Below are 23,603 nucleotides of genomic sequence, written 5' to 3' on the forward strand. Positions count from 1 at the left end.
AAGGGGAACCACATGAAAGTTCGTCGTTTGGCCGCAGTTGCGGCCGTACTCAGCATGTTCGGCTTCATGCACACTGCATTGGCCGAGGACGCGCCCAAGGCCATAACCATCGCCACGGAGGGCGCCTACGCTCCGTGGAACTTCACCAACGCGGACGGCAAGCTCGACGGACTGGAGATCGAACTCGCCAACAATCTTTGCGAGCGGATGAAGGTCAAATGCACCATCATCGCTCAGGACTGGGACGGGCTTATTCCTTCGCTGAAGGTCGGCAAGTTCGATGTGATTATGGCCAGCATGTTCATCACGCCGAAACGCCTCGAGACCATCGACTTCACCCAGCCTTATGCGATCGACCCGGGCGGGTTCGCAGCCGCCAAGGATAGCGATCTGGGGAAGCTCGGCGCTTCGGCCGAGAAATTCAAACTGGACGATGAGGCTGCTACCAAGGCCGCGGTCGACAAGTTGAAGCCCCTGCTGAAGGGCAAGGTAGTCGGTGTCCAGGCGGCCACGGCCATGCTCGAATTCGTCAAGAAATACTTCGGCGACACGGTGGAGATCCGTGAGTACAAGACGACCGAGCAGCATGATCTCGATCTGGCCGCGGGCCGCATCGATGCAATATTCGCTCAGAAGACAGCGCTCGCGGCGACGCTCGCTAAACCCGAATTCTCGGGCTTCACGGTTGCAGGTCCGGGCTTTGTCGGCGGCCTGTTCGGCGCCGGAACGGGTGCGGGACTCAGGAAGGAAGACACCAAGCTCAAGGAAATGCTGAACGACGCGATCAGCGCCGCCATTGCCGACGGGACCATTAAAAGCATCTCGGAAAAATGGGTGAAAACGGACGTGACGCCGGTCAAGTAGCCACGTGTGTATTCTGTCCGGACGATTGGTATCAACCGATCGGCCGGGCGCCGCGCTGAACGATCAGGTTCCACATGACGGACACACTCCATATCCTTTCCGTGGGCAAGGGCGGCTGGGGCGGAGCCCTGCTGCTGGCAGCTGGCGTGACATTTGCGCTGTCAGTCCTCGGCTTCCTGCTCGGCGCTCTCTTCGGCGCGGTTGCAGCAGGAGGCCGGCTCTCCACGAGAGCTTTACCGTCATGGGTCGCCAAGGGCTACGGCACGGTGTTCAGAGGTGTGCCCGATCTGTTGACTATCTACCTGCTTTACTACGGCGGCAGCATAGCATTGACTGAGATCGGTAAATTCTTCGGCAGCACAGGCTTCGTCGGGCTGCCGACATTTGCGACTGGCGTCCTGGCGATCGGCATCATTTCGGGCGCCTATCAAGCCGAGGTCTATCGCGGAGCGTATCTCGCCGTCGATCTCGGCCAGTTTGAGGCTAGCAAGGCGCTTGGCCTGTCCCGATTCCAATCGCTGCGTCTTGTCATCGTGCCTCAACTGATGCGGCACGCCCTGCCGGGCCTCGGAAATGTCTGGCAGCTTGTGCTCAAGGATTCGGCCTTGATCTCCGTGATCGGCTTGGTGGAATTGATGCGGCAATCTCAGATCGGCGCGGGATCGATGCGGGAGCCCTTCGTCTTCTATGTAGCTGCCGCGACGCTGTATTTCCTCATCGCTACCGTTACCGGATCGGTCTTCCGCTACGGCGAGGCACGGGCGTGGCGTGGCATGGTCCACGCATGATCGACTTCGCCTTTTTTGCAGAGATCATTCCGACCCTTCTCTCCGGCTTGCCGTTAACCTTGCAACTTGCGGGGTTGTCGATCGCGATAGGCTTTGCCTTGGCCCTGTTGCTCGCACTGGCGCAGCAGGGAAACCATCGGATGCTGGTCTGGCCCATACGCTCCTTCGTTGCCGTCTTTCGCGGCACGCCATTGCTCGTCCAGATATTCCTCATCTATTACGGCCTCGGCCAGTTCCGCCCCACACTTCAGGCAGTTGGGCTCTGGTGGCTGTTTCGCGAGCCCTATTGGTGTGCCATCATTGCGCTCAGTCTCAATACTGCGGCCTATGGCAGCGAAATCCTGCGGGGTGCGATACAGGGTGTGCCGGGTGGCCTTGTCGAGGCGGCCTCTGCCTTGGGCCTGAAACGGCTCCAGACCCTGCGCCTCGTCGTTCTGCCTTTGGCGCTGCGCCAAGCCATACCGAGCTACAGCAACGAGATCATCCTCATGGTAAAGGGTACGTCGCTTGCATCGATCGTCACCCTGATGGAAGTGACGGGCATCGCCCAGGGGCTTATTTCGCAGACCTATCGCGCCGTAGAGGTTTTCGTGGCTGCGGGCGCGATCTATCTCACCATCAATTTCACGATCATCTCGGCACTGAACGCGCTGGAAACCTGGCTAACGCCTTATCGGGTCCGAGCCTGATACGCGTCTGGCGTAACGAGGAGAATTGACAAAATGCGCAGGGACGAGAAGCCGAAGCGATCCGTTTCCGTGTCGTGTTACGCCATGATGGCAACGTCGCATCCATCAGACCAAGGGATACAAAGACAGAATGCGTGATTTCCAGTTTCCCGGCCGCTCACCGGTTCGTGCCACGGAGGCCGTTGCCGCGACCTCGCACCCGCTTGCGACCCTTGCCGCCATCGACATGCTGCGCGCCGGCGGCAATGCCATGGACGCGGCCGTCTGCGCCGCCGCCGTGCAAGGCGTGGTCGAGCCGCAGTCGACCGGCATCGGCGGCGATTGTTTTGTCCTCTACTCTCCAGGAGGACAGGGCGAGGTGCTGGCCTTCAATGGCTCCGGCCGCGCGCCGGCGGGCGCCACCGTCGACTGGTATCTGGACAAGGGTTTTGGCGAGCTTCCGAAACAGGGGCCGCATGCGGTGACCGTGCCGGGCGCCGTCGATGCCTGGAGCCGTCTCCTGGAGGACCATGGCCGCAAGAGCCTTGCCGAAGTGTTGGCGCCGGCTACCCATTATGCCGAGGCCGGCTATGTCGTACATGACCGCGTCGCTTTCGACTGGGCCGAGCCGGAGACCGACTTGTCGGCCGACGAACATGCATCACGCATCTTCCTGCCGGGTGGCACGGCGCCGAAGGCGGGCGATGTCCACCGCCAGCCGGAACTCGCCGCGACCTTGCGGATCATCGCCAAGCAGGGCCGTGCCGGGTTCTATGAGGGCGCGGTCGCCGACGATATGGTGCGCCGGCTCAATGAATTGGGCGGGCTGCATTCACACGAGGATTTCGCGGCGACCAAGGGCGACTATGTCGCCCCGGTCAGCACTGCCTATGGCGGCTACGACATCCACCAGATGCCGCCGAACAATCAAGGGATGACAGCGCTGCTTATGCTGAACGTGCTGTCGGGCTTCAAGCTTGGCGGGCTCGACCCCAATGGCGCCGAGCGCCTGCATCTGGAAATCGAGGCTGGGCGCCTGGCTTACCAGGATCGCGACCGCTATGTCGGCGACCAAGATCAGGTTCATGTGCCGGTGCAGCAGCTTCTGTCCAGCGCTTACGCCGACCGGCTGCGCGCCGAGATCCATCGCGATCGCGCCATGACGCATCTGCCGCGCCTGGATCTGCCCGGCAGCGACACGGTCTACATCTCCATCGTCGACCGCGACCGCAATGCGGTTTCCTTCATCAACTCGACCTATTATTCCTTCGGCAGCGGCGTCGTCGGCCCGAAGACCGGCATTGTGCTGCAGAACCGTGGCGCGAGCTTCCGCCTCGACCCGGCGCACCCCAATGCGATCGCGCCCGGCAAACGGCCGATGCACACGATCATGCCCGGCATGGCGACGAAAAACGGCCGCGTGGTGATGCCGTTCGGTGTCATGGGCGGCGGCTACCAGCCTTTCGGACACGTGCATCTCCTGACCAACATGATCGACTTCGGCATGGACCCTCAGCAGGCGCTGGATGCGCCACGGGTGTTCTACAATGATGATACGGTGGAGGCCGAACGCGGCGTCCCCGCTGAGGCGCTCGAAGGCTTGCGCCGGCGCGGCCATCGCATCGCCGAGCCGGATCACCCGCTTGGCGGCGGACAGGTGGTGCTGATCGACTGGGAGAAGGGAACGCTGACCGGCGCCTCCGATCCGCGCAAAGACGGGATGGCGCTGGGATATTGAGGCGACCGGGAGAACCGGTTTGCGATCGGCGATGCTGCTAGGATCGCAATCGTCTTCTGGGCTTTCTAGAAGCAGTCGTTTGAAACATAGTCGGTGACCATGAGCACGAATTCAAAAGACCTCTCCCGCCGCCTCGCTGCCGGCGCCGACGATGCTCCGGCGATCCTGGCACCCGACAGGGCGACGCTCACCCATGGCGGGTTGCGCAGCCTGATCGCGGCTACCGCCGAGCGGCTGCATGCGCTCGGCATCGGCCGGGGCGATCGGGTGGCGATCGTGCTGCCGAACGGCCCGGAGATGGCCACCGCCTTCGTCGCCGTGGCGGCCGCCGCCTCGACGGCGCCGCTCAATCCCGCCTATCGGGCGGACGAACTCGATTTTTACCTCACCGACATCGGCGCCAAGGCGATCCTTGTTGCAGAGAACGAGACCGGACCGGCGGTGGCGGTGGCCGAACGGCTCGGGATCGGCGTGCTCAGACTTGTCGTTTCGTCGGATACGCCCGCCGGCAGTTTCACCATCGAGGGCGCGCCGGTCGGTCCGCTGGCGGCGCCCGACATGGCGCAAGATGACGACATCGCGCTTCTGCTGCACACATCGGGCACGACATCGCGGCCCAAACTGGTGCCGCTCAGCCATGCCAACATCGCGGCCTCGTCAGCCCACATTGGCGCAACCCTCGGTCTGACCGCCGATGACCGCTGCCTCAACATCATGCCGCTGTTCCATATCCATGGCCTGATCGCGGCGGTGCTGTCGTCGCTGGCAGCGGGCGGCAGCATCTACTGCACGCCGGGCTTCAACGCGCTGCGCTTCTTCCAATGGCTGGGCGATGCCAAGCCAAGCTGGTACACGGCAGTGCCGACCATGCATCAGGCGATCCTGCCGCGCGCGGCGCGCAATGAAGAGGTGCTGGCTGCGGCGCGCCTGCGCTTCATCCGCTCGTCCTCGGCATCTCTGCCGGCGCAAGTGATGGGCGAACTCGAAGCAACCTTCGGCTGTCCGGTGATCGAATCCTACGGGATGACCGAAGCCGCGCACCAGATGGCGTCGAACCGGCTGCCGCCGGGCCTGCGCAAGCCGGGCAGCGTTGGCGCCGGCGCCGGCCCGGACGTGGCCGTGATGGCACCGGACGGCCGGCTGCTGACAGCCGGCGAGACCGGCGAGATCGTCATTCGCGGACCCAACGTCACGGCAGGCTATGAGAAAAACCCGGAGGCCAATGCCACCGCCTTCGCGCATGGCTGGTTCCACACCGGCGACCAGGGCGTGCTCGACGAGGACGGCTATCTCCGCGTCACCGGCCGTCTCAAGGAGATCATCAACCGCGGCGGCGAAAAGATCTCGCCGCTCGAGGTCGACGACGTGCTGATGGACCATCCGGCGGTGGCGCAGGTCGTCACCTTCGCCATGCCGCATGACAAGCTTGGCGAGGAGGTGGCGGCAGCCGTCGTGTTGCGCGAAGGCATGAGCGCCAATGAGAACGACATCCGCACTTACGCCGCGACACGGCTTGCCGACTTCAAGGTGCCGCGCAAGGTGGTGATCCTGGAGGAGATCCCCAAGGGCGCGACCGGCAAACTGCAGCGCATCGGCCTTGCCGCCAAACTCGGGCTTTGACGATGAAGATCACCATTTTCGGCGCCGGCGCGATCGGCGGCTATCTCGCCGCCAAGCTGGCGATCGCCGGCCGCACCGACCTGTCGATCGTCGCGCGCGGCGCCCATCTCGAAGCGATCCAGGCCAACGGCCTGCGTCTGATCGAGGACGGCAAGGAATTGGTGGCGCCGGTCCGGGCCGCGGCGAAGGCCGAGGAGCTTGGCGTGCAGGATTATGTCGTGCTGGCGCTGAAGGCCCATTCGCTCACCCCGGCGCTGGACCAGATCGCGCCGCTGCTCGGGGACAATACATCCGTCGTCACCATGCAGAACGGCGTGCCGTGGTGGTACTTCCATGGCGCTGGCGGGCCGCTCGAAGGCACCAGGCTGAACGCGGTCGATCCCGGCGGCGCGATCTGGCAGCGGATCGGGCCGCGGCGCGTCATCGGCTCGGTCGTCTATCCCGCCGTCGAGGTCGATGCGCCCGGCCTCATCCGCCATGTCGAGGGCAAGCGTTTCTCACTCGGCGAACCCTCTGGCGAACGCAGCGAAAGGGTCACGCTTCTGGCCGAGGAAATGGTCAAGGCCGGCCTGCAGGCCCCGGTGCGCGACGACATCCGCAGCGAAATCTGGGTGAAGCTGTGGGGCAACCTCTCCTTCAACCCGATCTCGGCGCTGACCGGGAGCACGCTGGCCGCGATCGTCGCCGACGAAGGCACCCGCTCGCTTGCCCGCAGCATGATGCTGGAAGCGCAAGCGATCGGCGAAAGCCTCGGCGTGCGTTTTCCCATCACGGTGGACCGTCGCATCAAGGGCGCCGGCGATGTCGGCGAACACAAGACCTCGATGCTGCAGGATTTGGAGCGCGGCCGGCCGATGGAGATCGATGCGCTGGTCGGCGCGGTGCAGGAACTTGGCCGGCTGACGGACAAGCCGACGCCGACCATCGACGCCGTGCTGGCGCTGGTGCGGCGGCTGGCGGTGGAGCGCGGGTGTTATGGGTGAGCGGGCGCGACGGGCCAAATCTTGACGCGCTCGCGCCCTGCCCAACATATCGTTGGCCCGCCCTTGTTGCCTATCCGAGAGGGGGTGCCGAAACAGATATGTCCCAACCCGCATACAGCGTTTAGAACCAAGGAACCGCCTTCATGCTCCGGTATGCTTGCCTCCTCGGAATTCTGGTCATGACAACGGCTCATTCGGCGATGGCGCAGAGCGATGCTGAAATGAAAGCGTGCGTCGATCGATCCGGCGGCGTCACCTCGGACATGCTGGATTGCGGGAAAGCCGAGATCGACAGGTTCGATGCCAGGTTGAATGCGGCCTACAGTACCCTGATGCATCGCGAACACGGCCCCGAACGTGCACGGTTGCAGCGTGAGCAGCGCGCCTGGCTGAAGCATCATTTGCAGGAAACGCACCGTCTTGCCGCCGATCCAAACAACGGATCGGCCGCCTTCCTCGCATCTCAAGGGTTTGAACTGGACGATTTGAGCGCGCGCACGGCCGAACTTGAAAAGCGTGTCCAGAAAAACCCGTAGCCATTCGGGAAGTGCTGCCGAGACGAGAAAGCCCTGCGCGATCATGCAATCAAGCGACCGCGGGATCAGGCGATCGGCGTCCGTTTCGACCCCCTCGGCGACCAACCTCTATTCCCAGGGTTCGCCCGAGATCGATGACTGCCTTGACCAAGGCCTGATCTTCGATGGAGCTGGCGAGATCGCGAACGAAGTCCTTGTCGATCTTGACCTTGCGGATACGGCTGTCCTTCAGCGAAACCAGCGTCGAAAAACCCGTGCCGAAATCATCCAGCATAATGGATAGGCCGGCGTCCGCCAGGCGTTCCAGCTTTTCGTCAATGCGGTCGCGATCCACGCGCGCCTCTTCCGGAAGCGGACTGACGACATTCTCACTTCAAGATTTCTGCAGCGAAATCTGGGTGAAGCCGGCTCCACACCAGCCCCAATCGTCGGCGACGAAGGCACCCCGGGGCACTTGCTGGCGCCATGATGCTGCAGGCGCCGACGAGCGCGGGCGGGTTCAGTTGGTGCTCGCTTTGGGTGTAAACCCGCACTGCTTCTGTTCCATATCGATCTGCTTGGTGATGCGGATGGCATTCTGTGCGTAGGCCTCTGTCACAGAGCCGCTATTCACGGTCTTGTCCTTCAGCGGACTGACGCCTGCGCAGAGGTGGAAAACATGCGGCTCCGAGGACTTCTTGGCTCCGTTTTCGGGCGCGATCCAGTAGACGACATCCTGACCCGCGGGGTGGTTCGCATCCTGCGTCGCCGCTGTCACCGCGGCTGAGTCCGTCGCGATCGCCTGCGCCTGGGCGGCGACGTCGGGCGAACAGGCGGTGGTGGGCTGGCCCGACTTGATCTGGGCCGCGCATGCGTTCATGTCCTGGGTGTACTGTTCGACCGACGGAGGCTTGAGGCTGACCCCCGTTATCGCGGCGACCACGGCCAGTACAGCACCGAGGCCGCCGGCAACCTTCTTGGTCTGCGGGTCCATGTTCTTGTCAGAGAGGATCAGGAAGACCAGCGGCACGAAGGCGATCAGCGTGATGATCGCGCCGAGCTGGTTCTGGAAGAAGAAACTGGCCGTGTCGGATGCACGGGCCGGATCGTGCCTGTTGGCCGCCTTCCACAGGAAGTTGCCGGCGATTGCGAAAATCGCGATGCCGACCAGAAGGCCGATGATCAGCGGCAGGTGTCCCTGGTCGAACTTGTTCTGGCGAAGCAGAACAATACCGTAGATTTCGCCGCCAATGGCGACGATCCACGACAGTGCGGCGAAAAGGCGAAGACGCGTGGCGGAGGACTTCTGGCCCTGCGTCGCTTGCCAATCCTTGGTAACGTCTGGCTTGTTGTCGGTCATTGATCAGATCCCCCGAGCGCCACAGCAGCCTCATCCCTATCCATATTGCGCATGGGTGAATCCGTCTATACCCACGGAGGCAGACGCCTCGTTTCCCTGGCGGTCACCTCAATCGCGCAATCGATCAGGAGCCTATCAGTCCTTGCCCGGCCGCTTGAGAAGCCGCGCATAGAGTTCGCCGACAATGCCGCGCCGGAAGATCAGCACGCAGACCATGAAGATCAGCCCGGTGGCGATGGTCACCGGGAAACCCGAGGTGGCAAGCGTGTTTTCCAGGCCGACGACGAGGCTGGCGCCGATGATCGGCCCGACCATCGTGCCGATGCCGCCGAGCAGCGTCATCAGGATCACCTCGCCCGACATCTGCCAGGTGACGTCGGTCAGCGTGGCAAACTGGAAAACGATCGCCTTGAGCGAACCTGCCAGCCCGGCAAGTGCTGCCGACATGACGAAGGCGCCGAGCTTGTAATTGGCGACGGAATAGCCCAGCGAAATGGCGCGATTTTCGTTTTCCCGGATCGAGCGCAGGATCATGCCGAAGGGCGAGTTGACGATGCGCCAGATGGCGAAGACGCCGATCAGGATCACCGCCAGCACAAAATAGTACATGTTCAGCGAGACGTTCAGGTCGAGGACGCCGAACAGCATGCCGCGCGGCACGCCCTGGATACCGTCTTCGCCTTGCGTGAAGGGCGCCTGCACGCAGAAGAAGAAGAACATCTGAGACAGCGCCAGCGTGATCATGGCGAAATAGATGCCTTGCCGGCGAATGGCGAAGAAGCCCATGACAAGACCGAGCAGGGCTGCGCCCGCCATGCCGAGCAGGATACCGGCTTCCGGCGGCCAGCCCCAGACCTTGACGGCATGCGCGGTGAAATAGGCCGCACCGCCAAAGAAGGTGGCGTGGCCGAAAGACAAGAGGCCGGTATAGCCGAGCAGGAGATTGAACGCGCAGGCGAACAGCGCGAAGCAAAGCATCTTCATCAGGAAGATCGGATAGACCAGGAAAGGCGCCACCAGCAGCGCCAGTATGCCGAGCCCGACCAGCGTCCATTCAAGCCAGCCCTGGGTTCTGGCCGATGTCTCGCGAAGCGACAGTTCGGCCATGTCAGATGTCCCTTCCAAACAGGCCGGCCGGCCGGACCAGAAGGACGATCGCCATGATGACGAAGACCACGAGATTGGAAGCCTCGGGGTAGAAGACCTTGGTCAGGCCCTCGGCGAGGCCAAGCGCGTAGCCGGTGACGATCGCGCCAAGGATCGATCCCATGCCGCCGATCACAACCACAGCGAAGACGACGATGATGAGATCCGATCCCATCAGCGGGCTCACCTGATAGATTGGTGCCGCCAGAATTCCGGCAAGCCCAGCAAGGGCGGAGCCGAGGCCATAGGTAAGGGTCAGCAGCAACGGCACGTTGACGCCGAAGGCCTGGACTAGACGGGGGTTCTCGGTTGCGGCGCGCAGATAGGACCCGAGCCTGGTCTTCTCGATCAGCGCCCAGGTTCCGAAGCAGACGATCAGCGAGGCGATGACAACCCAGCCGCGATAATTGGGCAGGAACATGAAGCCGAGATTGGTGCCGCCCGAAAGCAGCGACGGCACGGCGTAGGGATTTCCCGACACGCCGTAACTGTAGCGGAATATGCCTTCGAGCACGAGCGCGAGACCGAAGGTGAAGAGCAGGCCGTAGAGCGGATCGGTATCGTAGAGGCGCGACAATGCCAGACGCTCGACCACCATGCCGAAGAGGCCGACGATCAGCGGCGCAAGGATCAGAGCGGGCCAATAGCCGATGCCGAGATAGGTGAGCAGCAGATAGCCTGTGAAGGCGCCGAGCATATACTGGGCGCCATGGGCGAAATTGATGACGCGCAGCAGGCCGAATATGACGGCCAGACCCAGGCTCAGCATGGCATAGAACGAGCCATTAATCAGTCCGACCAGCAACTGGCCGAGGAGTGCCTGGACGGGGATTCCGAAGATCATCGTCATGGCGCCCTCATACACCCAGAACGTCGTGGAGTTGCGTCATGCGGTCCGCCAGTTCGCCGGTCGGAAATCCGGCGACGACCTTGCCGTTCTCCATCAGGTAGAAACGATCGGCGACACGGCTGGCGAAGCGGAAATTCTGCTCGACCAGCAGGATCGTCATGCCGCGCTTTTTCAGCGTCACCAGCAACTCGCCGATGCGCTGCACGATGACGGGAGCCAGACCCTCGGTCGGCTCGTCGAGAAGCAGCATCTTCGCGCCGGTCCGCAGCATGCGCGCGATCGCCAGCATCTGCTGTTCGCCGCCCGACAGCCTGGTGCCGGGACTGTTGCGCCGCTCCTTCAAATTGGGGAAGAGATCGAATATCTCCGCGACGCTCATGCCGCCCTCGGCGACGACTGGCGGCAGGATCAGGTTCTCGTCGACGGTCAGCGTCGCGAAGATGCCGCGCTCCTCGGGCACGAAGCCGATGCCTTGATGCGCGGTGCGGTGCAACGGCAGCCGCATCAGATCCGCGCCGTCGAAAACGACCTCGCCGGTTCGCTTTCGGATCAGCCCCATGATGGCGCGCAGCGTCGTTGTCTTGCCGACGCCGTTGCGGCCGAGCAGCGTGACCGTCTCGCCGGCAAACACTTCCAGATCGACGCCGTGCAGCGCATGGCCCTCGCCATACCAGGCGTTGAGGCCACGGACCGCAAGCAGGGGCGCGGCACTAGTCATCGGCGGTGCCCATATAGGCGACCTTTACCCGTTCATCGCGGCTGACGGTGGCGTAGTCGCCGGCGGCAAGCACCTCGCCGCGCTGCATGACCGTTATCCAGGCGCAGAGATCGGCCACGACAGTCAGATTGTGCTCGACCATCAGAACCGCGCGGTCCTTAGCCACGGAACGAATGAGGGCGGAAACCGTGGCCACGTCCTCATGTCCCATGCCGGCCATCGGCTCGTCCAGCAGCAGCACTTTCGGATCGAGCGCCAGGGTCGTGGCGATCTCGAGCACGCGTTTCCTGCCATAGGAAAGATCGCCGGCTAATTTGTTACGGGCATCCTCGAGGCCGACGGAACGCAGCAATTCCACGGCGCGTGGCGTCAATCGATCGAGCGCCGTGAGCGAACGCCAGAACTGGACGCCGAGCCCACCGGGCCGCTGCAGCGCGACACGGACATTGTCGAGCACGCTGAGGTGCGGAAAGATCGCCGATATCTGGAACGAGCGCACCAGCCCCATCCGCGCCACCTTCGCCGGCAAGGTGCGGGTGATATCGGTGCCCAGCAGTTCGATCCTGCCGCTGGTCGGCGCCAGGAATTTGGTTAGCAGGTTGAAGACGGTCGTCTTGCCGGCGCCGTTGGGTCCGATCAGGGCGTGGATGTTGCGATGGCGCACATCGAGGTCGACATTCCTCACGGCAACGAAGCCGGCGAAGTCGCGCCGTAGCCCGCGGGCGGACAGCACCACAGGCGGTTCGTTCCCGTCGAGATCAGGCGGCGCCATCGCCGCGCCGGTCACTGGGCCGCCGTTGGACAGCCACTTTCCTTCTCGCTCAGGAAGGCCTCATTGCCGGGAATGGTGGCGAGATATTTGTAATAGTCCCAATCCTTGGTGCTCTCGCTGGGCGCCTTGACCTGGTAGAGATACATGTCGTGGACCATGTTGCCGTCCGCCTGCACCTTGCCGTTGGTGATCACGGCGTCGTCCACCGGCAGTGAATGCAGCTGCTTGGCGACGGCCTCGGTCTCGTCGGTGCCGGCCTTGTCGATCGCCTTCAGATACTGCGTCACCGCCGAATAGGTCGCGGCCTGGATCATGTTCGGCATGCGGTTGGTGCGCTTGAAGAAGCGCTGCCCGAATTCGCGGCTCTTGTCGTCGCGGTCCCAGTAATAGCCCTCGGTCAGCACGACGCCTTGCGCCGCCTGCAGGCCCAGCCCATGCACCTCGGCCAGCGTGAACAGGAGTGCCGCAAGACGCTGGCCGCCCTGGACGATGCCGAATTCGGCGGCCTGCTTGATGGAATTGGACGTGTCCAGGCCGGCATTGGCCAGCCCGATGACCTTGGCGCCCGACGACTGGGCTTGCAACAGGAAGGATGAGTAATCGGTCGACCCCAGGGGATAGCGCACCTCGCCCAGCACCTTGCCACCGTGGGCCTCGACGAACTTGGTGGTCTGCTCCTTGAGCGAATAGCCGAAGGCATAGTCGACAGTGACGAAGAACCAGCTGTCGCCGCCCTGCTGAACCAGGGAGCCGCCGGTTCCCACCGCCTGCGAATGGGTGTCATAGGCCCAATGGAAGCCGTAAGGCGAGCATTGCTTGCCGGTCAGCTCGGTGGTCGCAGCACCGGTAACGATATCGATCTTCTTCTTTTCCTTGGAAATCCCCTGGACGGCGAGCGCCACCGATGAGGTCGTCAGCTCCATGATGGCATCGACCTGTTCGGTGTCATACCACTGCCGCGCGATGTTGGAGGCGATATCAGGCTTGTTCTGGTGATCGGCGTTGATGATTTCGATCGGCGCTCCCTGCACCTTGCCGCCAAAATCCTCGACCGCCATCTTGGCCGCCTCGACCGACCATTTGCCGCCGAAGTCGGCGTAGACGCCCGATTGGTCGTTGAGGATGCCGATCTTGACTTTCCCATCGGAAATTTCGGCGGCCGAGGCTGGGACCGCGGCCGCGGCGAGAAGCGCGGCGGAAACGAGATAGCATGCCTTCATGGTCAACTTCCTCCCATTGTGAATGCGACCGTCCCCCAACGATCATCAGCAAACGGTACTGAACATGAGCAAAATGAGCATGGACGGCAAGGGGCCGGTGCGAATTCAGGTTCGAATCCCTGCAGGGGGCGCCGCTGCAGCGGATCGCGGCCAAGTTTGAGATCGAGATCGGCGAAGAGTTACCCCTTTTTAGTCAGGAGTATGGACTCGACCGCTGGAGTGGCAACGCTTAGGTTGCGTATGATCGGCAGCCTTCCACGGGGAAGCCAACTGAGATATCAGGATGGCTTGATAATGACCAGGTCGATAAGCGTAGTTACCGTGACGCACAACAGCGCGCATACCGTGCGCGGCGCGCTGGCTCGCCTGCCGCCAGGCCTGGAGATCGTGTGCGTCGACAATGCAAGCACCGACGATCTTTCCGCCGCCCTCTCAGGCTTTACCGTTCACCGCATTGATAACCCTGTAAACCTCGGCTTTGGCCATGCCTGCAACATTGGGGCGGCAGCGGCATCGGGAGAGTATCTGCTGTTCATCAATCCCGATGTGCGTCTAGGGACCGGCGCCGTCGATGCGCTTATGCAAGCGGCTGGGCGCTATCCGAATTGCAGCGTCTTCGTGCCACGCACAAACACGGTGGACGGGCGGCTGTGGCTTCGCGAGCAGAGCGAGATTGATCGCCTTTCCGGCGTGTCGCTGCCCACACGTATTCGGCAGGTCTGGGGGGATTGTTGCGTCCGCTTCGTCAATGGCGGCGTGTTCATGATCAAGCGAACGCTGTTCCTCGACGCCGGAGGGTTTGACGAGGAAATCTTCCTGTATTTCGAAGATGATGACCTCTCGCACCGTCTGATTCAGCGCAATGAGCCGATGATCCTTGTCAGTGGCGCGCATGCTGTCCACGACATTGGCACCTCCGTTGCGCAGTCGATCGGGTCCCGGATTTTCCGGCATCGGTCGAAGATGCGATCGGAGATCCACTTGCGCAGAAAATACGGCATCGCCTACAGCCCATTCGTGGACATACTCCGGTATTCGACGAAGATTGGCTTCTATTGCCTGACGCTTAATCGAACCAGACTGATCAATTCCCTCGGCCGGCTGATCGGTATCTTCGATAGTATCCTTGACCGATCGCGCGCGAATCGGAACAGCGGCTATGTCGCCTGACGCTCCCGACACGAGAGTTGCCTCGCGTGATGTCCTGCCCAGCGAGCCGCGAAATGGCGGGGCATACGGCGTCGACCGAAGCAATGCCCGCAGCGAAATCCACATTCACGCGCCAGGACGCTACATCGTGGAGCTTTCGCCAACGGACAGGCGGATGCCGTTTCTCCGGCTCAACGTTCGCCGCCAACGGCAGCCCGACAGGGTCGTCTATGTGCCGGTTACCAAGCGAACGTCCTACCTGCTTAAAAGCAGCGAAGGCGGCGTGTCGCTGCAATTCGACAGAAGCGACATTATTGCCTCAAGCATCCGCCGGATAGGGATCGGCGATCTTGGTTTAGTGTTGCGCCGCCGCCGACGGCAGAAGCAGTTTGAACTGCCGCTGGGCCCGGGCATCGTCCTGTGGCCTCTGCTGCATCTGGCAGGAGCAGAAGGGCAGCATTTGACCGCTGCGCTGGTCAGCCTCACCGGGTGGGGCTTTGGCGTGGCGAGCGACAATCTGCAGAAAACCCTGTCGCGACTTTTCGACGGCCCACCGGCACAAGCCAGCGAACGCCTGCTTGCCGCCGAGCCAAGGATCGCCGTTGCGATGCATCTGCATTACTCCGATCTCTGGCCCGAGTTCGAGACGCTGCTGGAGGCGATAGATCGGCCGTTCCACCTCATCCTCACGCTGACCGGGCCCGACGCGACACTGACGGAACGCGTTCAGGCAAGATTTCCGGCTGCCGAGATCATGGTCTATGACAATCGCGGCCGCGACATCGGCCCCTTCGTGCAATTGCTGCGCGAAGGAAGGCTCGATCGCTTCGATCTCATCTGCAAACTGCACGGCAAGAAGTCGGGATCGAGCGGGCCGCGCATGGTTCTGGGCGAGATCTGGCGCCGGGCAAGCGCCTTCGACCTGATCGGATCGCGCGATGTGGTCGACCGGATTGTAGCCACTTTCGAGCGTTCGCCGGAAACTGGGATGATCGGGTCCCGTCGCTTTCTGTTGCCCAACGAATGGAAGGCCGAGGCAGCGGGGTGGGGCAAGAACAGGGAGACGATCCTGACTCTGCTGGAGACGCTTGGCATGGCCGCGGACTCTCCTCTCCACTTCTTTGCCGGAACCATGTTCTGGGTGCGGCGCCGCGCATTGGAGCCGCTCAAGCGGCTTGATCTGCCCTTGGCGTCATTTCCCGGCGAGACAGGCCAACTGGACGGCACTTTGCAGCATGCCCTCGAGCGGATCCTCGGAATGATCTGCACGAAAGTCTCGGGAACTGCCTGGGACGATGAAAATGAAGCCTGATCGCTAGGAGGTGGACGTCGTTGAATAAAGCCGACTTCATGATCCTTTTAAGATCGATCACCAGCAGGAGGCGGTGGAAGAGATTTCGCGTCTGGCAACGCATTCGAGCCAGCGGACAGTTCGACGGGCCTTGGTATCTTGCTCAGAATCCCGACGTGACCAAGCGCGGGGCCGACCCGATCATGCATTATATCGATCACGGTGCCGCCGAGTCTCGAGATCCGAATACTGATTTCGACACAGAATACTATCTCACCAGATATCCCGACGTGACAATCGCCGAGATAAATCCGCTGGATCACTACATCCGTTTTGGCAGGAATGAAAAACGTGAAACCCGGCGCATCCCGGCAACTTATGTGCCGCGATCGAGCGAGAGGCGGCCAGCCGGATTGAGAGCGCGGGTCATCGCATTCTATGTCCCGCAGTTTTATCCAACTCCTGAAAACGACGCCTTTTGCGGAAAGGGCTTCACGGAGTGGACTGATGTGACACGCGCGGTGCCACAGTTCGACGGTCACCATCAGCCCAGGCTGCCGGCGGACCTCGGTTTCTATGACCTCAGGATAAAGGACGTCCAGAAGCAACAGATCGAGATTGCCCAGCAATACGGCCTCTCGGGATTCTGCTTCCACTTCTACTGGTTGAACGGCAGGCGCCCGTTCGAGATGCCAATCACCCAATTCGTCGAAAACGACACGCACGAAATGGGCTTCTGCATCAACTGGGCAAACGGCCAGTGGGGGCGCCGTTGGGGCGGACGCCATCAGGAGGTTCTGGTCCTGCAGTCGCATTCACCCGAGGACGATCTCGCCTTCATCGAATATGTAGCCGGCTATTTCCGCGATCGGCGCTATATACGCATCGGCGGCAAGCCGCTGCTCATGGTCCACAGGCCCGGACTGTTCCCGTCGGCGGTAGAAACGGCAGAGCGCTGGAGGGCCTATTGCCGGGCTGCCGGCATCGGCGAGATATTTTTGTCTTATCCGCAGTCGTTAGACACTATTGACCCGGCGGAATTCGGGTTCGACGCCGCTGTCGAGTTTCCGCCCAATCTCGGAACATTTCCCGAAAGCAGCGCCAGCATGCCGCCGTTCAAGAGCGATTTCTGCGGGGAGATCCATGACTGGGCGGACCTTGTTGGTCGCAGCCGAGCCTATCCTCAGGTCCCTTACACACTGTTTCGCGGACTCTGCCCGTCATGGGACAACACGGCGCAGAGAAGGGAGACAACCAGCATCTGGATGAATGCGTCGCCGTCCAGCTATCGCGAATGGCTCGCCAACGCGGTCGCAGATACATGCGATCGTTTTGCCGATTTCGACAGTCGGCTGATCTTCGTCAACGCCTGGAACGACTGGGCGGAGGGCGCATATCTCGAGCCGGATGCCCGCCATGGCTACGCCTATCTGCAGCAGACGCGGGACGTCCTGGCTGCTCCGCTGGCGGCCGGAAAATTGCCTGGGAGTTCTTCCTGGCGCGTTCTGTTCGTGTCGCATGATGCGCGCCTCGGCGGCGCACAGGGGTCGTTGCTCGACATTCTCCAATGGCTGCAAGCGCACACGGACTTGGAGATCAAGGTGCTGTGCCTGGCAGGTGGTCAACAGCTCGAACAGTTTCGACGCATGGTCGATACCGTGCTCCTGGATGATCTGGTTTCAAAGACCGACACGACGCCCACCAAACTGGCCCGCATCACGGCCTGGTGCGGTGGCCGACCAGACCTGATCTATTGCAACAGCCTTGCAACCGGCCGTGTACACGCGTTGCTCGGTCAACTGGACAGTCCTATCCTGACGCATGCCAGGGAATTGGCAACGAGCGTGGCCCGATTCGCAAAGGAGGACATGGAGGAAGTCGTTTCCCACACGCGGAAATTCGTAGCGTGTTCCCGTAGTGTCCGGGACTATCTGATGGCCGAATACAGTGTCGACTCGAACATCATCGACGTACTTCCAAGCGCGGTGCCGCAGTCCAGCGCGGATCACAATCTCACCGAAATCCAGCGCCTTGGAAGTCGTCGGCTGGCCGGCTGGCCGACGGACAGCAGCATCGTCGTGGGGTCCGGCCTAGGAATGCCATTCCGCAAGGGGGCTGACCTGTTTATCGAAGTCGCCAGGATTCTCCGGGCACGCGGGGTTGAAGACTGCCATTTCTATTGGTTGGGCTTGTTTCCGGGGTCGGAGCGGGATGAGGCTCTGGGTACGTGGTCACAGCAAGTCGACAGGTTGCTGGCGGACGGATTGGGCGAAAAGGTTACATTCCTCGGCAATGTCGACGATGTGCGCCCTTATCTGCGGGGTGCCGACCTGTTTCTGCTGACATCGCGCGAGGAGCCGTTCGGCCGCGTCATCCTGGAGGCGGCCTTCGCCGAATTGCCTGTAATCTGCTTTGCAGGCAGCGGTGGGGCACCGGATTTCGTCGAAGACGATGCCGGTATCATCGTCGACTGGGCTGATCCCATCGCGATGGCCGATGCGACGCTGAAACTGATCCAGGACCAGCCTTTGCGGATGAAGCTCGGCAAGCAGGCGAGCGGCAAGGCAAGGCGGCATTTTTCCACCGATCGGGTCTTTCCGCGCCTGCTGTCGACCATCCGCGAGGTCGCAAACAAGCCGCCCGCCGTATCGATCATCGTGCCGAACTACAATTACGCCCGCTACCTCAGCGAGCGCATGGAAAGCATTCTTGGGCAGTCCTTTCAGGATTTCGAGCTCATCATCCTGGATGATGCCTCGACAGACGATAGCCGATCGATTCTGGATTATTATGCCGGAATCTATGGCACCCATGTCATCGTCAATGAGAAGAACTCCGGAGCGCCCTATCCGCAATGGTTCAAGGGCATAGCGCTGGCAAGGGCCGATCTGATCTGGATCGCCGAAGCCGACGACGTGTCAGATCCGGCTTTCCTCAAAACCCTCGTGCCCTTGTTTCGCGATCCGAGCTTGAAATTCGCCTTTTGCGCATCGAAGATCATCAACGACCGAAGCGAAATCGTCGGCGACTATCTATCCAGCCGGTATCTCACCGATCTCTCCGATTTCAAATGGAGACGCAGCTACCAGGTTTCGGCGCAACAGGAAGTCAACGAGGGGCTGGGCGTGAAGAACACGGTCCCTAATATCAGTGCGGCTGTTTTCCGGAAGTTCGACATCACGCCCGACTTTGTCGAGCATGTCCTATCCCTGCCGACGAGTGGCGACTGGTACTTTATTCTCGAAGCAATCCGCGACGGTTCCATCGCCTATGAAGCCGCGGTGCTCAACCATCACCGTCGACACGTGAACAGCGTGAGCAGCGTCATCGTGGCATCCCAAGCAGAGGCGCTTGTTCGAACGCGGCAGAGGATTCACCAGCATGTGCTGCAAACATACGAAACGGATTTGGCGATCAGGCTGAAGATGGCCGAACATATCGTGCAGCTCTGGAGTGACCTATTCCCCGGACGCCCTGCCGAAGAGATGGAAAGCTTGTATTCGCTAGGCCAATTGGCGGGATTCCCCCAGAGAACCCCGGAGAGCGGTGAGATCGTTCCGGCTTAATGACCGGCAGCGACGAGATGGCCATTGCCGACATCTTGCAAGGCCAGCTTCAGCGGCGCCTCGCCGATCCTTCGGGTGGCGCTCGGGATTTCCTGATCGAGGCGGGCGAAGCGACTTCTTCGCTGCGCCGGATCGGGCACCGGCACGGCCTCAATCAGGCGTCTGGTGTAGGGGTGGCGCGGGTTGGAAAAAACCTGGTCACGCGTGCCCATCTCGACGATCTGGCCGAGATACATGACGGCGACGCGGTCGGAAATGTTCTCGACCACCGCCATGTCGTGCGAAATGAAGAGATAGGCGACGCCGAATTCGCGCTGCAATTCCTTCAACAGATCGAGCACACGCGCCTGCACCGAGACGTCGAGCGCCGACACACTTTCATCGGCGATGATCAGCTTCGGCCGCAACGCCAACGCACGCGCGATGCAGACGCGCTGGCGCTGGCCGCCGGAGAATTCGTGCGGGTAAAGCTCCATTTGGTCGGCCGACAGGCCGACGCGCTCGAACAGCGCCGCGACACGCTGCCCGCGCTCGTCCTTCGAGGCGATGCCGTGGATGACCAGCGGCTCGGCGACGAGGTCGCCGACGCGCATGCGTGGGTCGAGTGAAGCAAACGGGTCCTGAAAAATCATCTGTACGTCGCGGCGCACGGCCTTGCGCTCGTCGCGGCCGAGGGCTGACAGATCGCGCCCGCCAATGACGATGTCGCCGCTGTAGGGCACCAGCCCGGCCAGTGCCTTGGCGGTGGTCGACTTGCCACAGCCGGATTCGCCAACCAGCGCCAGTGTCTCGTTGGGCGCGATGGAGAAGCTGACGCCCTCGACAGCATGAACGCGGCGGGTGACCCGGCCGAAGAACCCACCATGCAAATCGAAGCGGACATGCAGGTCTTTGACGTCAGCGACATTGGCCGGCATTGCCGTCTCGACGTCCCTGGATGGAAGGCGGCCGAGACCACTGCCGATGCGTGGCACGGCGGCCAGCAGTTCGCGCGTGTAGTCGGCTTGCGGCCGGGCAAAGATGTCCGATGTCTTGCCCTCCTCGACCATGCGGCCGTGCCGCATGATGATGACGCGATCGGCCATTTCGGCGACCACGCCCATGTCATGGGTGATGAGGATGACGCTGGTGCCATGCTGGCGCTGCAGGTCGCGCAGCAACTCCAGCACCTCGCCCTGCACGGTGACGTCGAGTGCCGTCGTCGGCTCATCGGCGATCAGCACGTCGGGCTCCAGCGCCAGTGCCATGGCGATCATCACGCGCTGGCGCATGCCACCGGAGAGCTCGTGCGGAAACTGCCTTAGCCGGCTTTCGGCTTCCGAGATACGCACCGCCTTCAGCGCCTCGATGGCACGTTGACGGGCTTCAGCCTGCGACAGGCTGGTATGCGCCTCGATCGATTCGGTGAGCTGCCGGCCGATCGACAGCACCGGGTTGAGCGAGGTCATCGGCTCCTGGAAGATCATAGCGATGCGGTTGCCGCGAATGCTGCGCATCCGGCGCTCGTCAAGCGTCGCCAGGTCGGTATCGCCGAGACGAATCTTACCGGATGATATGTGGGCGGCAGGCTGCGGCAGGAGTTGCATGATCGCCAGCGCGGTCATCGATTTGCCGGAGCCGGATTCCCCGGCAATGCAGAGCGTCTCGCCGCGCGCCAGCGTCAGCGAGAGGTTGGAGACGACATCGCGCTCGCCATCCTCGCCGCGCACGCTGACGGAAAGGTTGGCGATGTCGAGCACCGGTCCCACTGCGACCGGGGCAGCCGCCCCGGTCCGCTTCCTGGCCACGCCTGCGTTCATTCAAACACGCAGCGCGGGAAGTAGAACGAGACCACCCAGTTTGGCATGTCGACGATCTCGCTGATGCGGAGATCGCCGCACACCGAGGCCAGCATATAGGCTTCGACCGGGTCGATCTTGTAGCGGCCGGCGAGCAGGTCGACCATCTGGGAAACTGCCTCTTTAGCACCAGCCATCAAGTCCGGACCGACACCGGTCGTCACCTCATAGCCCTTGGCATCGAGATGGCGCGTCACCGGGCCCGAAGTGGTGAAGCGCGGCGTCTTCAGCCTGGCATCCTTGACCAGGTCGAGTTTGAGCACGACGTCCATCGGGCTTTCGATCGCCGTGCCACAGACCTCTCCGTCGCCTTGCGCCGCGTGCGTGTCACCGACCGAAAACAGTGCGCCCGCCACTTCCACCGGCAGGTACAGCGTGGTGCCGGCGGCGAGATCGCGGATGTCGAGATTGCCGCCGACGCGTCTCGGCGGGACCACCGAATGATGACCCATCTCAGCCGGCGCGTTGCCGATGGTGCCGGCAAAGGGTTTCAGCGGCACACGGGCATTCTTGCCGAACAGCGCCGGCTCGAGCGAGGCGGCGTCGTATTTCCAGATGTTCAGCGCGGGCTCTTTAAAGTCGTCGGCAAGCAGGCCGAAACCTGGAATGTTCGCCGTCCAGCCGAAGCCGGACGGTTTAAACATCTCGATCGTCACCTTGAGCGCATCGCCGGGCTCCGCACCCTCGACAAAGATCGGTCCGGTCACCGGGTTGATCTGGGCGAAGTCGAGCTTGGCGATATCGGCGACCGTGCTGTCGGCCTTCAACTGGCCGCCGGAGGAATCCAGGCACTGGAACTCGATGGTCGAGCCGGGCGCCACGCGCTCGGCCGGGACAAACGAATTGTCCCAGCCGAAATGGTGATGGCGCCCGTGGATGGTGTAGTCGCAGCTATTGCACATCTTTTACGTACACATTGTCATAGTTGATCGGAACGTGGACCGGGTCGACATAGAGATTGTCGGCGCCGCCCATGCGCGCGGATTTCATGGTGAAGCGCTGCTCGTTGAAGACCGGCGCCCAGGGTGCGTCCGCCATGATCTTGGCGTAGATGTCGCTCCACATTTTATAGCGCTCATCGGACTTCGCCGGATCAACGATCGAGTCGGCTTCGGCGGCCTTGGCATCGAGATCCTTGTTGCAATACCACGACCAGTTCCAGCCGCCCGGCACCGCGCCGGCGCAGCCAAGGATCGGACCGTAGAAGTTCGAGGGATCGGGGAAATCCGCGATCCAGCCCATGCCGCCGGACCAGATCATCGGTGCGCCGGCCTTGTCGCCGCCGGCGGCGATGACGTTGGCCTGTGCCAGCGCCTGGATGCTGGCCTTGATGCCTATCGCCGCCAGATCCTGCTGGATCGCCTGGGCGATGCGCGGATTGGGATCGGTGTTCATGGCGAACAATTGCGTGTCGAAACCATCGGGATGGCCAGCCTCGGCAAGCAGCGCCTTGGCCTTGGCAACGTCATAGGGATAGCCCGTGAAGGCCTTGTCGTAGGCCGGCATCGACGGCGGCAGCGGCTGGTTGGCGGGGACCGCGCGGCCGTTGATGATCTGGATGATACGCGCCTTGTTGATCGCCATGTTGACGGCCTGGCGCACTTTCACATTGTCGAAGGGCGCCATAGTGGTGTTCATGGTGATGTAGCCGGTGTGCAACTGGCCGCCCTCGACGACGCGCGCCTTTTGTTCGGGGTCGGACATCACCTCCTGGAATTTAGCCGGCGGAATGCCGTCGAGGGGCAGGTCGATCTCGCCCTTCTGCAGGCGCAGCAGCGCCACGATAGGCTCCTGGCCGACCTCGAAAGTGATCTTGTCGAGATGCGGCAGGCCCTTGTGCCAATAGTCCGGATTGCGCACGAAGACGATGCGCTGGCCGAGCGTCCATTCGGCCAGCTTGAAGGCGCCGGTTCCGACGGGGTGCTTGCCGAAATCAGCGCCGTATTTTTCCACCTCTTCCTTCGGCACGACATGCGAGAAATTGATCGCCATGACATGCAGGAAAGTGGCGTCGGGCCGGCTTAGTTCGAACTTGACGGTGTAGGGGTCGACGACGGTGACACCCGCGAGGCTGTCGGCCTTGCCGGTCGCGACATCGTCATAGCCCTTGATCGAGCCGAAGAAGCCAGCGCCCGGGCTTTGGGTCTTCGGGTTGGTGACGCGGTCGAGCGAATATTTCACGTCGTCGGCGGTCATCTCGCGGCCATTGTGGAATTTCACGCCGTGGCGCAGCTTGAAGGTGAAGGTCTTGCCGTCGGGCGAAATCTCGTAGCTTTCGGCAAGGTCGGGCTTCAGCTTGGTTGTGCCCGGTTCGTAATCCATCAACCCGTCGAACAGGCTCTTGATCATCGACCAGTTCTGCCAGTCATAGCCGATGGCGGGGTCGAGCGTGGTGACGTCATCCTTGTAGGTGGCAATGATCTCTCCGCCCTGCTTGGCGTTGGGATCGATGGTGTCTTCGGCGCGGGCGCTTACCATGCCAAGCATCAGCGCCAGCGCCGATGCCGCGACGGTGGA

Annotated in this window: 20 protein-coding genes; 10 read left to right on the top strand and 10 right to left on the bottom strand. The window is 62.2% G+C overall.

What is annotated here, in order from left to right; genetic code table 11:
* Window positions 1-12 precede the first annotated feature (12 nt).
* From ACZYHG_RS05695 to ACZYHG_RS05725, 7 genes are all read left to right on the top strand, one after another.
* The gene (locus ACZYHG_RS05695; RefSeq protein WP_464612921.1) at window positions 13-864 is read left to right on the top strand and encodes a transporter substrate-binding domain-containing protein; all 852 of its coding nucleotides are present in this window, start codon (window positions 13-15) and stop codon (window positions 862-864) included.
* Window positions 865-938: 74 nt separating this feature from the next.
* Window positions 939-1,652: an ABC transporter permease gene (locus ACZYHG_RS05700; RefSeq protein WP_464612922.1), complete on the top strand. Its 714-nt coding sequence runs from the start codon at window positions 939-941 to the stop codon at window positions 1,650-1,652.
* A complete protein-coding gene (locus ACZYHG_RS05705) occupies window positions 1,649-2,341 on the top strand; it encodes an ABC transporter permease (RefSeq protein WP_464612923.1) in 693 nt (230 codons plus the stop codon). Before ACZYHG_RS05700 ends, ACZYHG_RS05705 begins: the two co-directional genes overlap by 4 nt.
* A 130-nt stretch (window positions 2,342-2,471) precedes the next feature.
* Complete coding sequence (gene ggt, locus ACZYHG_RS05710) at window positions 2,472-4,058, top strand: gamma-glutamyltransferase (protein ID WP_464612924.1); 1,587 nt, start codon at window positions 2,472-2,474, stop codon at window positions 4,056-4,058.
* 99 nt (window positions 4,059-4,157) lie between these two features.
* Entirely contained in the window at window positions 4,158-5,678 is a 1,521-nt protein-coding gene (locus tag ACZYHG_RS05715) for an acyl--CoA ligase (protein ID WP_464612925.1), read from the top strand.
* Between the two features lie 2 nt (window positions 5,679-5,680).
* Window positions 5,681-6,661: a 2-dehydropantoate 2-reductase gene (locus ACZYHG_RS05720; protein WP_464612926.1), complete on the top strand. Its 981-nt coding sequence runs from the start codon at window positions 5,681-5,683 to the stop codon at window positions 6,659-6,661.
* 143 nt (window positions 6,662-6,804) lie between these two features.
* Window positions 6,805-7,197 (top strand): lysozyme inhibitor LprI family protein, encoded by a 393-nt coding sequence (locus ACZYHG_RS05725; protein ID WP_464612927.1) that lies wholly within the window; start codon window positions 6,805-6,807, stop codon window positions 7,195-7,197.
* A 49-nt stretch (window positions 7,198-7,246) separates the two neighbouring features.
* Here ACZYHG_RS05725 and ACZYHG_RS05730 read toward each other — a convergent pair whose 3' ends face one another.
* From ACZYHG_RS05730 to ACZYHG_RS05760, 7 genes are all read right to left on the bottom strand, one after another.
* Window positions 7,247-7,531, bottom strand: a complete 285-nt coding sequence (locus ACZYHG_RS05730) for an EAL domain-containing protein (protein ID WP_464612928.1) — start codon at window positions 7,529-7,531, stop codon at window positions 7,247-7,249.
* A gap of 165 nt (window positions 7,532-7,696) precedes the next feature.
* The gene (locus tag ACZYHG_RS05735) at window positions 7,697-8,536 is read right to left on the bottom strand and encodes a hypothetical protein (RefSeq protein ID WP_464612929.1); all 840 of its coding nucleotides are present in this window, start codon (window positions 8,534-8,536) and stop codon (window positions 7,697-7,699) included.
* A 135-nt stretch (window positions 8,537-8,671) separates the two neighbouring features.
* Window positions 8,672-9,643: a branched-chain amino acid ABC transporter permease gene (locus ACZYHG_RS05740; RefSeq protein ID WP_464612930.1), complete on the bottom strand. Its 972-nt coding sequence runs from the start codon at window positions 9,641-9,643 to the stop codon at window positions 8,672-8,674.
* A gap of 1 nt (window position 9,644) precedes the next feature.
* On the bottom strand, window positions 9,645-10,532 hold the full coding sequence (locus ACZYHG_RS05745) for a branched-chain amino acid ABC transporter permease (protein ID WP_027032301.1): 888 nt from the start codon (window positions 10,530-10,532) through the stop codon (window positions 9,645-9,647).
* Between the two features lie 7 nt (window positions 10,533-10,539).
* Window positions 10,540-11,250, bottom strand: coding sequence for an ABC transporter ATP-binding protein (locus ACZYHG_RS05750; protein WP_464612931.1), 711 nt, complete (start codon window positions 11,248-11,250; stop codon window positions 10,540-10,542).
* Window positions 11,243-12,022 carry an ABC transporter ATP-binding protein gene (locus ACZYHG_RS05755; RefSeq protein ID WP_464614627.1) on the bottom strand — a complete coding sequence of 260 codons (780 nt, stop codon included), beginning with the start codon at window positions 12,020-12,022 and terminating at the stop codon, window positions 11,243-11,245. The genes ACZYHG_RS05750 and ACZYHG_RS05755 overlap by 8 nt, the downstream gene beginning before the upstream one ends.
* A gap of 11 nt (window positions 12,023-12,033) precedes the next feature.
* A complete protein-coding gene (locus ACZYHG_RS05760; protein WP_464612932.1) occupies window positions 12,034-13,242 on the bottom strand; it encodes an ABC transporter substrate-binding protein in 1,209 nt (402 codons plus the stop codon).
* 321 nt (window positions 13,243-13,563) lie between these two features.
* On the opposite strand from ACZYHG_RS05760, the gene ACZYHG_RS05765 reads away from it, so the two are divergent.
* The 3 genes from ACZYHG_RS05765 (at window position 13,564) to ACZYHG_RS05775 (ending at window position 19,248) form a co-directional block, all read left to right on the top strand.
* On the top strand, window positions 13,564-14,412 hold the full coding sequence (locus ACZYHG_RS05765; RefSeq protein ID WP_464612933.1) for a glycosyltransferase family 2 protein: 849 nt from the start codon (window positions 13,564-13,566) through the stop codon (window positions 14,410-14,412).
* A gap of 154 nt (window positions 14,413-14,566) precedes the next feature.
* On the top strand, window positions 14,567-15,703 hold the full coding sequence (locus ACZYHG_RS05770; protein ID WP_464612934.1) for a rhamnan synthesis F family protein: 1,137 nt from the start codon (window positions 14,567-14,569) through the stop codon (window positions 15,701-15,703).
* 20 nt (window positions 15,704-15,723) lie between these two features.
* Window positions 15,724-19,248 carry a glycoside hydrolase family 99-like domain-containing protein gene (locus ACZYHG_RS05775; RefSeq protein ID WP_464612935.1) on the top strand — a complete coding sequence of 1,175 codons (3,525 nt, stop codon included), beginning with the start codon at window positions 15,724-15,726 and terminating at the stop codon, window positions 19,246-19,248.
* On the opposite strand, the gene ACZYHG_RS05780 is transcribed toward ACZYHG_RS05775, so the two are convergent.
* From ACZYHG_RS05780 to ACZYHG_RS05790, 3 genes are read right to left on the bottom strand one after another with little or no spacing between them, the layout of a single operon-like run.
* Window positions 19,245-21,047, bottom strand: a complete 1,803-nt coding sequence (locus ACZYHG_RS05780) for an ABC transporter ATP-binding protein (protein ID WP_464612936.1) — start codon at window positions 21,045-21,047, stop codon at window positions 19,245-19,247. The genes ACZYHG_RS05775 and ACZYHG_RS05780 overlap by 4 nt on opposite strands.
* Entirely contained in the window at window positions 21,044-21,988 is a 945-nt protein-coding gene (locus ACZYHG_RS05785) for an acetamidase/formamidase family protein (RefSeq protein ID WP_464612937.1), read from the bottom strand. Before ACZYHG_RS05785 ends, ACZYHG_RS05780 begins: the two co-directional genes overlap by 4 nt.
* A complete protein-coding gene (locus tag ACZYHG_RS05790; protein ID WP_464614628.1) occupies window positions 21,978-23,573 on the bottom strand; it encodes an ABC transporter substrate-binding protein in 1,596 nt (531 codons plus the stop codon). Before ACZYHG_RS05790 ends, ACZYHG_RS05785 begins: the two co-directional genes overlap by 11 nt.
* Window positions 23,574-23,603: the final 30 nt, after the last annotated feature.

The organism is Mesorhizobium subarcticum, from assembly GCF_055456085.1.

What these genes read in the sequence shown, in the direction of transcription:
- ACZYHG_RS05780 (WP_464612936.1), bottom strand. Translation starts at nt 21,047, where the DNA reads ATGAACGCAGGCGTGGCCAGGAAGCGGACCGGGGCGGCTGCCCCGGTC.
- ACZYHG_RS05745 (WP_027032301.1), bottom strand. Translation starts at nt 10,532, where the DNA reads ATGACGATGATCTTCGGAATCCCCGTCCAGGCACTCCTCGGCCAGTTG.
- ACZYHG_RS05705 (WP_464612923.1), top strand. Translation starts at nt 1,649, where the DNA reads ATGATCGACTTCGCCTTTTTTGCAGAGATCATTCCGACCCTTCTCTCC.
- ACZYHG_RS05785 (WP_464612937.1), bottom strand. Translation starts at nt 21,988, where the DNA reads ATGTGCAATAGCTGCGACTACACCATCCACGGGCGCCATCACCATTTC.
- ACZYHG_RS05695 (WP_464612921.1), top strand. Translation starts at nt 13, where the DNA reads ATGAAAGTTCGTCGTTTGGCCGCAGTTGCGGCCGTACTCAGCATGTTC.
- ACZYHG_RS05760 (WP_464612932.1), bottom strand. Translation starts at nt 13,242, where the DNA reads ATGAAGGCATGCTATCTCGTTTCCGCCGCGCTTCTCGCCGCGGCCGCG.
- ACZYHG_RS05755 (WP_464614627.1), bottom strand. Translation starts at nt 12,022, where the DNA reads ATGGCGCCGCCTGATCTCGACGGGAACGAACCGCCTGTGGTGCTGTCC.
- ACZYHG_RS05725 (WP_464612927.1), top strand. Translation starts at nt 6,805, where the DNA reads ATGCTCCGGTATGCTTGCCTCCTCGGAATTCTGGTCATGACAACGGCT.
- ACZYHG_RS05735 (WP_464612929.1), bottom strand. Translation starts at nt 8,536, where the DNA reads ATGACCGACAACAAGCCAGACGTTACCAAGGATTGGCAAGCGACGCAG.
- ACZYHG_RS05700 (WP_464612922.1), top strand. Translation starts at nt 939, where the DNA reads ATGACGGACACACTCCATATCCTTTCCGTGGGCAAGGGCGGCTGGGGC.
- ACZYHG_RS05770 (WP_464612934.1), top strand. Translation starts at nt 14,567, where the DNA reads ATGCCGTTTCTCCGGCTCAACGTTCGCCGCCAACGGCAGCCCGACAGG.
- ggt (WP_464612924.1), top strand. Translation starts at nt 2,472, where the DNA reads ATGCGTGATTTCCAGTTTCCCGGCCGCTCACCGGTTCGTGCCACGGAG.
- ACZYHG_RS05720 (WP_464612926.1), top strand. Translation starts at nt 5,681, where the DNA reads ATGAAGATCACCATTTTCGGCGCCGGCGCGATCGGCGGCTATCTCGCC.
- ACZYHG_RS05740 (WP_464612930.1), bottom strand. Translation starts at nt 9,643, where the DNA reads ATGGCCGAACTGTCGCTTCGCGAGACATCGGCCAGAACCCAGGGCTGG.
- ACZYHG_RS05790 (WP_464614628.1), bottom strand. Translation starts at nt 23,573, where the DNA reads ATGCTTGGCATGGTAAGCGCCCGCGCCGAAGACACCATCGATCCCAAC.
- ACZYHG_RS05715 (WP_464612925.1), top strand. Translation starts at nt 4,158, where the DNA reads ATGAGCACGAATTCAAAAGACCTCTCCCGCCGCCTCGCTGCCGGCGCC.
- ACZYHG_RS05750 (WP_464612931.1), bottom strand. Translation starts at nt 11,250, where the DNA reads ATGACTAGTGCCGCGCCCCTGCTTGCGGTCCGTGGCCTCAACGCCTGG.